At 48.2% G+C, this 11,527-nt stretch carries 8 protein-coding genes; all 8 read right to left on the bottom strand.

All coding sequences use genetic code 11. From position 1 onward, the window contains the following. Positions 1 to 12: 12 nt before the first annotated feature. Positions 13 to 1,116, bottom strand: coding sequence for a transcription termination factor NusA (gene nusA / locus DNHGIG_RS17355; protein WP_282200773.1), 1,104 nt, complete (start codon positions 1,114 to 1,116; stop codon positions 13 to 15). A gap of 36 nt (positions 1,117 to 1,152) precedes the next feature. Next, positions 1,153 to 1,614 (bottom strand): ribosome maturation factor RimP, encoded by a 462-nt coding sequence (gene rimP, locus DNHGIG_RS17350; protein ID WP_282200772.1) that lies wholly within the window; start codon positions 1,612 to 1,614, stop codon positions 1,153 to 1,155. Positions 1,615 to 1,850: 236 nt separating this feature from the next. Then, a complete protein-coding gene (locus DNHGIG_RS17345) occupies positions 1,851 to 6,179 on the bottom strand; it encodes a PolC-type DNA polymerase III (protein WP_282200771.1) in 4,329 nt (1,442 codons plus the stop codon). Positions 6,180 to 6,281: 102 nt separating this feature from the next. Then, positions 6,282 to 6,905 (bottom strand): glycosyltransferase family 2 protein, encoded by a 624-nt coding sequence (locus DNHGIG_RS17340; RefSeq protein ID WP_282200770.1) that lies wholly within the window; start codon positions 6,903 to 6,905, stop codon positions 6,282 to 6,284. Between the two features lie 69 nt (positions 6,906 to 6,974). Continuing rightward, positions 6,975 to 8,678 (bottom strand): proline--tRNA ligase, encoded by a 1,704-nt coding sequence (locus DNHGIG_RS17335; protein ID WP_282200769.1) that lies wholly within the window; start codon positions 8,676 to 8,678, stop codon positions 6,975 to 6,977. Between the two features lie 70 nt (positions 8,679 to 8,748). After that, positions 8,749 to 9,909, bottom strand: coding sequence for a 1-deoxy-D-xylulose-5-phosphate reductoisomerase (locus DNHGIG_RS17330; protein WP_282200768.1), 1,161 nt, complete (start codon positions 9,907 to 9,909; stop codon positions 8,749 to 8,751). 28 nt (positions 9,910 to 9,937) lie between these two features. Beyond that, positions 9,938 to 10,717, bottom strand: coding sequence for a phosphatidate cytidylyltransferase (locus tag DNHGIG_RS17325; protein WP_282200767.1), 780 nt, complete (start codon positions 10,715 to 10,717; stop codon positions 9,938 to 9,940). A gap of 15 nt (positions 10,718 to 10,732) precedes the next feature. Then, on the bottom strand, positions 10,733 to 11,503 hold the full coding sequence (gene uppS / locus DNHGIG_RS17320; protein ID WP_282200766.1) for an undecaprenyl pyrophosphate synthase: 771 nt from the start codon (positions 11,501 to 11,503) through the stop codon (positions 10,733 to 10,735). Positions 11,504 to 11,527: the final 24 nt, after the last annotated feature.

The raw sequence follows: 11,527 nt of genomic DNA, 5'->3' as shown, positions 1-11,527 counted from the left end.
GCTCACCCCTTGCTATTCCTCTACCTCGTGTTCCACATGCGGCAATGGCTCATCATCGGTTGAGTCAGTTCCCGCTATCCCTTGATTCGCTTGGGATTCGCTTTTGATATCGATTTTCCATCCTGTCAGCTTTGCGGCCAAGCGCGCGTTCTGGCCTTCCTTGCCGATCGCAAGCGACAGTTGATAATCGGGAACAATCACGCGCGCGACCTTCTCATCTTCCCTAATGTCTACTTGCACAACTTTTGAAGGGGATAATGCATTCGCGACGAACTCTTCTATATCGCTTGACCAACGGACGATATCGATTTTTTCGCCTTTCAATTCATTGACGATCGCTTGTACCCTTTGACCTTTCGGGCCTACGCATGCCCCCACCGGATCGACATCTTCATTGCGTGAATAAACGGCGATTTTTGATCGGTACCCCGCTTCACGAGCGACCGATTTGATCTCGACAACGCCCTCAAAGATTTCCGGTACCTCCAGTTCAAACAAACGTTTCAGCAAGCCCGGATGTGTGCGTGACAGATGAATTTGCGGTCCTTTCGTCGTTTTTTCCACTTTCGTAATATATGTCCTCACCCGATCGCCATGTTTAAATTTTTCGGTAGGCATCGTCTCAGTAAATGGCAACACCGCTTCCACCCGACCGAGATCCACATAATAATTGCGCGCATCCTGTCTTTGTACGACACCAGTCACGATGTCTTCTTCACGATCCACGAACACGTTGTAAATCAATCCGCGTTCAGCCTCACGAATTCTCTGGGTGACGACCTGCTTTGCCGTTTGTGCAGCGATACGGCCGAAATCACGCGGAGTCACTTCGATTTCGACAATATCACCGATTTGGTACGACGGGTTGATCTGTTCCGCCGCATCCAAAGAGATTTCGAGTCTCGGATCATTCACTTCTTCCACCACTTGTTTGCGCGCAAATACTTTCACTAAACCAGTATGTCGATTGATGTCTACACGTACGTTTTGTGCGGAATTAAAATTGCGTTTATACCCGGAAATGAGCGCAGCTTCGATCGCCTCGATCAAAACATCTTTGCTGATTCCTTTTTCTCTTTCCAACTGCTCCAACGCTTCCATAAAATCTGTATTCATAAGTTGGTTTTCTCCTCCTTTCTCTGCACACGTGAATCAAAAGACGATCGACAATCGTGCAGATGCGATTTTTTCCAACGGGATCGAGACCTCTTTATTCATCTCTTCGACAACGATAGCCTCTTCGTCATAAGACTTCAAAACGCCTTCGAAAACCTTCTTCCCGTCCAAAGGTTCGTAAGTCGTTATGTACACATTTTTACCGATCGCCCGTTGATAGTCGGCAGGCTTCTTCAATGGTCTTTCTGCACCAGGAGAAGAAACTTCCAAAAAGTAACTATCAGGGATCGGATCTACTTCATCCAGTTTATCCGACAGTTTTTCGCTCACACGCCCGCAATCTTCAATATCGACTCCGCCCGGCTTGTCGATGAAAATCCGCAGGAACCAATTGGCTCCTTCTTTCTTATACTCGACATCCACCAGTTCAAGCCCTTCCTCTTCAACGATCGGCAATGCAAGTTCCTCTACGATCTCCGTAACTTTTCTTTTCGACATCGAACCCCTCCTAATGAACAAATACTCCTGCTCATAGAATGCCCACTCCTCTATATTCTGTGAATCAAGCATAAAAATGCCCTGAAGAATCGAAAGCTAAAGGAAAGAGTGGGTTACCCCCACTCTTTAAAGACAGAGTTATAAAAGTCATAAATCATGTAAATTATAACATGTGCTTGAATAAAACCGCAACCCGGGTATTCTGCCCTGATATTTTGTACTTTGTGGGCGTTTGCTTAGAACAATGTCAACTGGTTCGTTTCGGGTAATCCTTTTAAACAGCCCATGTTCTGCAACAGCTCGATGACCGTTCTGGAAGCGCGGCTACGCATTTGTAAATCTTGGATCGACAAGAACTCTCCATCTTTGCGGGCTTCAACGATCGCTTTCGCAGCAGATTCACCGACCCCGGACAATGCTCCAAAGGGAGGCAACAACGCATTTTCCTCTTTGATGACTTGGAACTTGGTCGCATCTGAACGATACAAGTCCAGAGGGAGGAAGCGGTATCCGCGCGAAACCATTTCGATCGCCAATTCAAGCACGGTGTGCAGCGATTTTTCTTTTGGCGATGCATTGACCCCTTTTGCTTCAATTTCATCGATTTTTGCCGCGATCGCATCGTAACCTTTGCACATCAACTCGATATCAAAATCGTCAGCCCGAACCGTAAAATATGTCGCGTAAAACTCTAGTGGATAATATACCTTAAACCACGCGATCCGTACGGCCATAAGCACATATGCGGCTGCATGCGCCTTAGGGAACATATATTTGATCTGCTTACACGACCAGATATACCAATCGGGAACATTAAACGATTTCATGTATTCTTCATCTTCGGGACTGACCCCTTTCCCTTTGCGCACCGACTCCATAATCTTAAAAGCGCGACCGGGTTCAAGTCCCTGATAGATCAGATACACCATGATATCATCGCGACAACCGATCACGTCTTTCAACGTGCAGGTTCCTTGGCGGATCAATTCTTGCGCGTTGTTTAACCAAACGTCAGTTCCGTGTGACAATCCCGAAATCTGTACCAGTTCGGCAAACGTACTCGGTTTCGTATCTTCTAGCATCTGTCTTACGAATTTTGTACCGAACTCCGGAATACCGTACGTGCCTGTTTTCGATCGAATCTGTTCCGGGGTGACGCCAAGAGCTTCCGTTCCGGAAAAAATCGACATCACTTTCGGGTCGTCGGTCGGAATCGTTTTCGGATCCACGCCTGTAAGATCTTGCAGCATACGGATGACCGTCGGATCGTCGTGACCGAGGATATCCAGCTTGAGCAGGTTATCGTGGATCGAGTGAAAATCGAAATGAGTCGTGCGCCATTCCGCCGTTTTATCATCGGCCGGATATTGAATGGGGCAAAAGTCATAGATATCTGTGTATTTAGGCACAACGATGATACCGCCAGGATGCTGTCCCGTTGTTCGTTTGATCCCCGTGCACCCGTTTACCAAACGGGTCACTTCCGCATTGCGCAATTGCAATCCCTTTTCTTCCGCGTATTTCCGCACATAACCGTACGCCGTTTTTTCCGCCACAGTTGCGATCGTTCCGGCCCGGTACACGTGTTCCTCACCGAACAGCACTTTTGTATAGTTGTGCGCATGTGGTTGATACTCTCCGGAGAAGTTCAAATCGATATCCGGCACTTTGTCTCCTTTAAACCCCAAGAACGTTTCGAACGGGATATCCTGGCCATCTTTCTTGTATGGCGTGTTGCACTTCGGACAGTTTTTGTCCGGAAGGTCAAAACCCGAGCCGACAGAGCCGTCTGCAATAAACTCACTGTGTTTACAGTTCGGGCAAAGGTAATGGGGCGGCAGCGGGTTCACTTCCGTGATATCCGACATGGTGGCGACAAAAGAAGAACCGACCGATCCGCGCGAACCGACCAAGTAACCGTCATCCAACGATTTTTTCACCAGTTTGTGAGCGATCAGATAAATCACGGAGAAGCCGTGCGTGATGATCGAGTTCAATTCTTTCTCAAGCCGCTTTTCGACGATCTCCGGCAAGGGATCACCGTACAGGCGCTTTGCTTTTTCATAACACATTCTTTTCATTTCTTCTTCTGCGCCCTCAATGACAGGTGTATACAACTTGTCCGGGATTGGAGAAACATCTTCAATTTGATCCGCGATCTTTCTAGGATTTGTAACTACAACTTCGTACGCCTTCTCCTCTCCCAAATAGGAAAAAGCATCCAACATCTCATCGGTCGTCATAAAATACAAAGGCGGTTGATTGCTAGCTTCCTCAGGATTCTGTGCGTGCAAAAAGATTTCGCGATAAATCTTGTCTTCCGGATTGAGGAAATGCACATCACCGGTCGCTACAACCGGCTTTTCCAGTTCATTACCGATCTCGATGATCATTTGATGATAATTCTTGACGGCCTCCAGAGATGAAATCGATTCATCCCGGAGGAGAGGTGTATAATGAGCGAGCGGCTGAATCTCGAGATAATCGTAAAACTTGGCGATTTCCAGTAACTCCTGATGTGTTTTTCCTCGCAAAATGCCGTTGAACAGTTCGCCTTGCTGACAAGCGGTACCGATCAACAACCCGTTCCGGTGTTTTACAAGTTCACTGCGTGGGATGCGCGGAACCCGGTAGAAATATTTCACATGGGCCTTGGACACCAGTTGATACAGATTGCGTAATCCTTCCCGGTTTTTCACGAGAATTGTCGCATGAAAAGGACGCATGCGGCTGTAATCCACTTCGCCGTCGTTTTCATTTAACATAGATAAACGCGTAATCCCGCGGTCTTTCAGATCTTTCAGCATATGTTGGAAGACTTTGGCCGTTGCCACCGTATCATCGAGAGCCCGGTGATGGTTGACCAACTCCACGTTAAACTTCTGTGTCAATGTTTTTAAACGGTGATTTCGCTCGTTTGGATACAAGCGGCGCGCCAAAGGCAATGTATCAAGAACAGGATTGGTCCATTCCGGCATGCCGACTCTTGCGGCGCATACGGTTATAAACCCCAAATCGAATTCCGCATTATGAGCGACCAGAACGGCATCTCCGACAAATTCACGGAAGTTCGAGAGAGCTTCGGCAAGTTTCGGCTGCCCCTGAACCATCTCGTTCGTAATACCGGTTAGTTCGGTGATCTTTGGCGAAATCGTCGTCTCGGGATCGATCAATGTCGTCCATTGATCGATGATCTCCATTCCCTTCATCTTGACGGCAGCGATCTCGATCAACGTGTTTTCGACCGCGTTTAAACCGGTGGTCTCCGTATCGAATACGACATAAGTGGTCTCATCATTAAGCGCCCGGTCATTCACATCATTCAGTTTATAAACGATCGGCACCCCGTCATCGACTACATACGCTTCGACGCCAAGCAAGCATTTGATGCCCGCTTTTTTTGCTGCAGCGTATGCCTCTGGGAACGCTTGTACTACGCCGTGGTCGGTGATGGCGATCGCTTGATGTCCCCAATCTGCCGCCTGTTTGATCAGATCCTTAACAGACGTGACGCCGTCAAGTGCACTCATCGGCGTATGCAGGTGCAGTTCCACTCGCTTATCAGGAGCTGTATCCAAGCGTTTGGGGGCATCGATTTCATGCATATCCATAATCATCAGAACAAGTTCTTTCGCAAAGGTATCATACTGTACCGATCCTTGCACACGCACCCACATATTCTCTTTTAAGAGTTGCAAAGTTTCCAGTTGTTTGTCTCCCCGCGCGAAGACTTTGCACATGATCGAGTTGGTATTGTCTGTAAGATTGAAGGTGTAGAGTGTGCGCCCGCTTTGCAATTCGCGGACATCCAGCGAGAAGACCCGTCCTTCAACGACAATTCTTCTCATTTCATCCTGGATCATGTTGATGGGTTGTGCCTCTTCTTCGATGGGACGACCAAACACGAGTTGACTTGGGCCCGTTTCCTCCGGCTCCGCTTCTTTTTCCTTCGCCTTTTTTTCTTCTTCCGCAATCATTTGCATCATTTGTTCCAAATAAGAAGCTTCCTGCTCTTGGTTTTTCTTGCGGATTTCAAGCACTTTCTCCTCTCGTTTTCGATCCACGAGAAAAGTGACTTGCAGTTGTATCTGCAACTTGTCCCGGTACCATCGCTCAATGGCAGAATGGAACTGTTTTTTCTGCATCCGTTCCAAACTGATATCATCCAAAAAAAGGACAGACACCTCTGTGTCGCTGTTCCATTCATACGTCTTTAACAAACTGACGATGTAGCGGTCATCTCCTGCGATTTCAAGCAAACATGTTTCCCAATATTCATCGACGACCTCTCGAATCTGTGAAAGCGGTTGAAGGTAGCGGAAACGCAAGTTCACGTCCACCTGTTGCGGCATGACGCGGAAAAACGCTTCCTGCAATCGTTGAAAGAGGGACGCGGGCATTCGTTCCGGGAGGAAAAGCCAAACGCATACGCATCGATTCGCGCGGGATACCTCCACTTTTTCCACTTTCGCAAATTGCAGGTACTTCAGCATGATTTCGTCTTCGAATCCCATCTTCTCACGAAAAAAAGAGAGACTTTGCCCATCAGTTGATAGCAAGCTCATGGGTAAACCCCTTCCTCTTTCTCCTTTAGAGGTTGGTTCAATAAAGTTTCACATCGAAAGTCCATTGAAAGTCTGTGGTGTACGGACGTATGCCACTTTCGGTTATCGAACCAAGACCCGCAAGATCTCCCAGTACATCTTTAAACGTGCGACAAAGCCACGGGAAAAACCCAGCTTTTCTTCTTTTATCTGTTGTGTGACATCATCCAAAAAGACGGTTTTTACAGGTAAGTTCAAACGTTTGACATGACGCGTAAGTACAAAATCAACCCCGAAACGAGTCTCTTCCAATTGCGGAAGTCCCTCCAGCACATCCCGTCGGAAAGCCCGTTGCCCGGTAATCGAAGGTGTCATTTTTTGCGCCAGATCCGTTGCGAACCTCCCATTTGCAAATAAGCCCATGGTCATAACAGCTTCACCTTCCAAAACCGGACGGATCAGGCGACGTATGTGTTCCGGAGTTAATCCGATCAAATCGGCATCTAATAAAACGAGAAAAGGGCATTGTGCGGCCTTGAGTCCTTCAGCGATCGCCGCTCCTTTTCCGCGATTTTGTTCCAAGCGGATGACGCGTACGGGATAACTTGAGGCCACCTGATACGTATGATCCATGGATCCATCATCCACAACGATGATTTCATGAAAATCGTTCATCTGTGTAACAACATCAAGTACACGCGCGATGTTCTGCGATTCATTGTACGCCGGAATGATCAGTGAAAGCATGTCGATTCCTCCCGTGTAATTACCCCCGGCAGGAATCCTCTCCCATTTCAATCCTGTTCATTCAAACCGTTACGATTTGATCAGCGAGAGAACTCTTTCGTATACCGCTTCAAGCGATAAAACTTCCACCTGTTCCGTCTTACGTTCTTTGAATTCGACCAAACCTTCAGCCGCCTGCTTGCCGATCGTGATGCGTATTGGCAAACCGATCAGATCGGCGTCTTTAAACTTCACACCCGGACGTTCATCGCGGTCATCGAGCAAGACTTCCACGCCTGCCTCAACAAGACGGTCATACAACTGTTCGGCTAACTGCACTTGATTCTGATCATTCATGTTCACAGGTACGATATGAACTTGGAACGGAGCCACTGCAAGCGGCCAGATGATCCCTTTGTCATCATGGCTTTGTTCAACGATCGCGGCAAGCAGGCGGGAAACGCCGATACCGTAACATCCCATGATCATCACTTGCTCTTTTCCGTTTTGATCAAGATAGGTGGCACCTAACGCTTCACTGTATTTCGTACCTAATTTGAAGATATGTCCCACTTCAATTCCGCGGTGAAATTCCAGATGACCATCGCAATGAGGACATTGATCCCCCACGATCACGTTGCGAACATCTGCCACTTGCTCCAACGGGAAGTCTCGTCCCGGCTTTACATTGCGCACATGCATGTCCACTTCGTTCGCCCCGCAGATCGCGGTTTCCATCTCTGCGACTTCCAGATCGACGAGCAACGGAATACTCAAGCCTACAGGGCCCGCAAAACCTACAGGAGCACCTGTCACCTGACGGATCGTCGCTTCATCAGCCAATGAAACCTCTGTTGCACCAAGAACATTTTTCACCTTCACTTCATTGACTTCGTGGTCACCGCGCACGAGTACGGCAACAGGTTTACCATCAGCCAGATAAATGAGCGTTTTGATAAACGAGGAAGGTTCAACCCCTAGTGTACTGCTCAATTGATCGATCGTCTTGATATCCGGGGTATGAAATTTTTCCCTCTCTGCGACGGAAACTTCCTTATATTCCTTTCTCTTGCGACCGGCGGAAGCCATTTCGATATTAGCTGCATAATCGCATTGGGTACATGACGCAATCGTATCTTCTCCCACATCAGCCAAAACCATGAACTCATGTGTACCGCCTTCTCCACCAATCGCACCCGCATCCGCTTCGACCGCTCGGAAATTCAATCCCAAACGAGTAAAAATGCGGCTGTACGCATCATACATGGCCCGGTAGGAGCGATCCAAACCTTCCCAATCCAAATCGAAAGAATACGCATCTTTCATAACAAACTCACGTCCGCGCATCAACCCGAAGCGGGGGCGCCGTTCGTCGCGAAACTTGGTTTGGATTTGATACAAAATGAGGGGCAATTTGCGATACGACTTGATATCATTGCGAACGACCGTCGTGAAAACTTCCTCATGTGTGGGTCCTAGAACAAATTCTCGCTCATGACGATCATGCAAACGAACAAGCTCAGGACCGTACGCTCCCGCACGTCCCGTTTGTTCCCATAATTCGATGGGCTGCAAAAACGAACAGTGAATTTCTTGTGCGCCGCTTTTATCCATTTCTTCCCGCACAATCGCTTCGATCTTCCGTAAGGAACGATACCCGAGCGGAAGATATGTATAAATCCCGGCCGCCAACTGACGGATAAAACCAGCGCGCAAAAGCAGTTGGTGGCTGACGATTTCCGCCTCAGAAGGCACCTCTCTTAGCGTAGGTATAAAATATTTTTTTTGACGCATATGAATCCTCCATCTACTTTTTCTCTCTATTGTCCATTGTAGCAAAAAGAGAGGTGAGACAAACACCTCTCTATGCGGAATACTGCTTCGCAATCCGCAGAACTTCTGCACGCGCCCATGAATCGAGCGCAACGATCGTTTCCAAATCAGGATCTGCAACCACCGAGTGGTTCTCCATCACTCGGGCGATCAAGCTTGCGATATCCAAGAAACCGATTGTACCGTTCAAAAACAGGGATCCAGCCGCCTCGTTCGCCGCGTTGAGCACGGCCGGCATGCTTCCGCCCGTCTTGCCCGCCTCGTAAGCAAGGCGTAAACAAGGAAAACGATGCAGGTCGGGCTGGGAGAATGTCAGTTGCGCGATTTTCGTCAAATCTAATCGCGGCCACTCAGCCGCGACCCTTTCCGGATACGTTAACGCAAATTGAATGGGCACTTTCATATCCGGCATCCCGAGTTGAGCGATCTGTGCGCTGTCAACAAATTCAACCAGGGAATGGATGATGCTTTGTGGATGGATCATAACATCGACCTGTTCATAAGGTAAACCAAAAAGCCAATGTGCCTCGATCACTTCCAAACCTTTATTCATCAAAGTGGCAGAATCCAGCGTAATCTTCGCTCCCATCGACCAATTGGGGTGGCGCAACGCATCAGCCACACTCACATGTTCCATTTCTTCAAGTGTATGCTCTCGAAACGGGCCACCGGATGCGGTCAGTATGATCCGACGAACGGTAGGTATACGTTCTCCTTGCAAACACTGAAAGATCGCAGAATGTTCGCTATCGACAGGCAGAATCGGAACATTCTTTTCCGCGGCCAACTTCGTAACTACATGGCCAGCCGCAACCAGCGTTTCTTTGTTCGCGAGTGCGATCGTTTTTCCTGCTTGAATGGCAGCAATCGTAGGAGCAAGTCCTCGCGTGCCTACAACGGCCGTTAAAACCATGTCAGCATCAGGATGCGTTGCGACATCGATGAGCCCTTGATCGCCGACGACGATCTCGACACTATTGCCCACCTGTTCACGCAGCTCTTCCGCTGCCCTTTCTGTCGCCACTGAAACTAATGAAGGTTTTAGCATTCGAATCTGATTCGCCAATTCATCGACATTATGACCGGCAGCCAAAGCACATACAGAAAACTGTTCTCTGTGTCTTCTGATAACCTCCACCGTTTGACGCCCGATCGAACCGGTTGATCCGAGTATGGCCACCGCTTTCGACATGTTGTCACCTCATCAAAACCGTACATGGCTAAAATCCTAAACATACAAATACATGATACGCGAACGGGGATGCAAATAGCAAGCTGTCAAAACGGTCAAGCACCCCGCCGTGTCCAGGCAAAAGAACTCCTGAATCCTTAACATGAAGCGAACGTTTGATCGCAGATTCCACAAAGTCTCCGATTTGTCCCACGAGTGAAATGCCAATGGCCAACACCATCCAATGGCTCAGCGGATGCCCGAGCCCTTGCCAAAGGAAAAAAGCGTACCCGACTGCCGAAGATCCAAAGAGGCCACCGAGCGCGCCTGAAAAGGTCTTGTTTGGCGAAATCGCCGGCCACAGTTTCGGACCTTTAAATAAACCGCCGACAAAATAAGCCATCGTATCACTCGCCCAAATACACAACAAGACGAAAAGAAAGAGGTACAAACCATGCTCCAAATGAAGACGAATGAGAACGGCCGCATGTAAGGAAAGACCGATATAGAGCGCCCCCATCCCATAATAGGAAATATCCGAATACGACAAACGATTCTTCGTGACAACGGGAACGCTGAGAAGAAGAAATAGCCCCAGCAACAAGTATGTACTGGTCTCTGTTCCGAAAAGCAACAACATCAGCACGAATGCATAACCGATGATACTCTGCACAGAAAAATAAGGATCGCTTCTCATTCCGATCAATTCACTGTACGCAACCAACGCGAGCACTGAAAATAAAATCAGGAAACCATAGCCACCAACATAAACGAGCAAAAGAAAAAACGCTCCACCAATGATACCCGTCAGGACCCGTTGATACAGCATATTCCATGTCCACTCCTAGTTAAGACCGCCAAAGCGACGACCTCTTTTCTGGTAGTCCCTTATCGCTGTGAAAAAATGATGTCTTCTAAAATCGGGCCACAACACATCGGTAAACCATAGTTCCGTATAGGCTGATTGCCATAACAGAAAATTGCTTAAACGGATTTCTCCGCTCGTTCGAATCAACAAGTCTGGGTCAGGCAATCCTGAGGTCAGCAGATGTTGTTCAATCGTATGAGCGCTGACATCTTCGACACTCAGTTTTCCATCGATCACTTCTTGCACGATCGTGCGCACCGCATCGATGATTTCTGCCCTTCCTCCATAATTGAGGGCAATATTGAGTATCAACCCTGTATTCTGTTTGGTTTTTTCCACCGCGTCGAAAACAGTCTTTCGTGTATGAGCAGGCAACCCTGACGAATCCCCGATCACCCGAATCTGTACGTTTTTCTCCATCAACTCATCTAATTCGAGAGCAAGAAACTCTTCAGGGAGTCTCATCAGAAAATCGACTTCCTGTAAAGGTCGTTTCCAGTTCTCGGTGGAGAAAGCGTATAATGTCAACACTTTTACGCCGATATCATCGGCCGCGATCGTTACTTCCTTTACGGTCTTCATCCCCGCGCGGTGTCCGGCGATGCGCGGAAGTCCTCTTTTCTTCGCCCATCGGCCGTTTCCGTCCATGATGATCGCAACATGATAGGGAACTGTATCGGGCTGAATTCCGTACTCATCGACATGTTCCTTTGTTGGAGAGAACAATCCCTTAAATCGTTCCAACATCGCGCTTCTCCCCTACGAAGAAAA

The sequence above is a fragment of the Collibacillus ludicampi genome (genome assembly GCF_023705585.1).
GTDB lineage: Bacteria > Bacillota > Bacilli > Tumebacillales > BOQE01 > Collibacillus > Collibacillus ludicampi.
The sequence above is the reverse complement of the archived record's forward strand: the minus strand, read 5'-3'. Positions and strand labels throughout refer to the sequence as shown.

What these genes read in the sequence shown, in the direction of transcription:
- rimP (WP_282200772.1), bottom strand. Translation starts at nt 1,614, where the DNA reads ATGTCGAAAAGAAAAGTTACGGAGATCGTAGAGGAACTTGCATTGCCG.
- DNHGIG_RS17340 (WP_282200770.1), bottom strand. Translation starts at nt 6,905, where the DNA reads ATGCTTTCACTGATCATTCCGGCGTACAATGAATCGCAGAACATCGCG.
- nusA (WP_282200773.1), bottom strand. Translation starts at nt 1,116, where the DNA reads ATGAATACAGATTTTATGGAAGCGTTGGAGCAGTTGGAAAGAGAAAAA.
- uppS (WP_282200766.1), bottom strand. Translation starts at nt 11,503, where the DNA reads ATGTTGGAACGATTTAAGGGATTGTTCTCTCCAACAAAGGAACATGTC.
- DNHGIG_RS17330 (WP_282200768.1), bottom strand. Translation starts at nt 9,909, where the DNA reads ATGTCGAAAGCGGTGGCCATACTCGGATCAACCGGTTCGATCGGGCGT.
- DNHGIG_RS17345 (WP_282200771.1), bottom strand. Translation starts at nt 6,179, where the DNA reads ATGAGCTTGCTATCAACTGATGGGCAAAGTCTCTCTTTTTTTCGTGAG.
- DNHGIG_RS17335 (WP_282200769.1), bottom strand. Translation starts at nt 8,678, where the DNA reads ATGCGTCAAAAAAAATATTTTATACCTACGCTAAGAGAGGTGCCTTCT.
- DNHGIG_RS17325 (WP_282200767.1), bottom strand. Translation starts at nt 10,717, where the DNA reads ATGCTGTATCAACGGGTCCTGACGGGTATCATTGGTGGAGCGTTTTTT.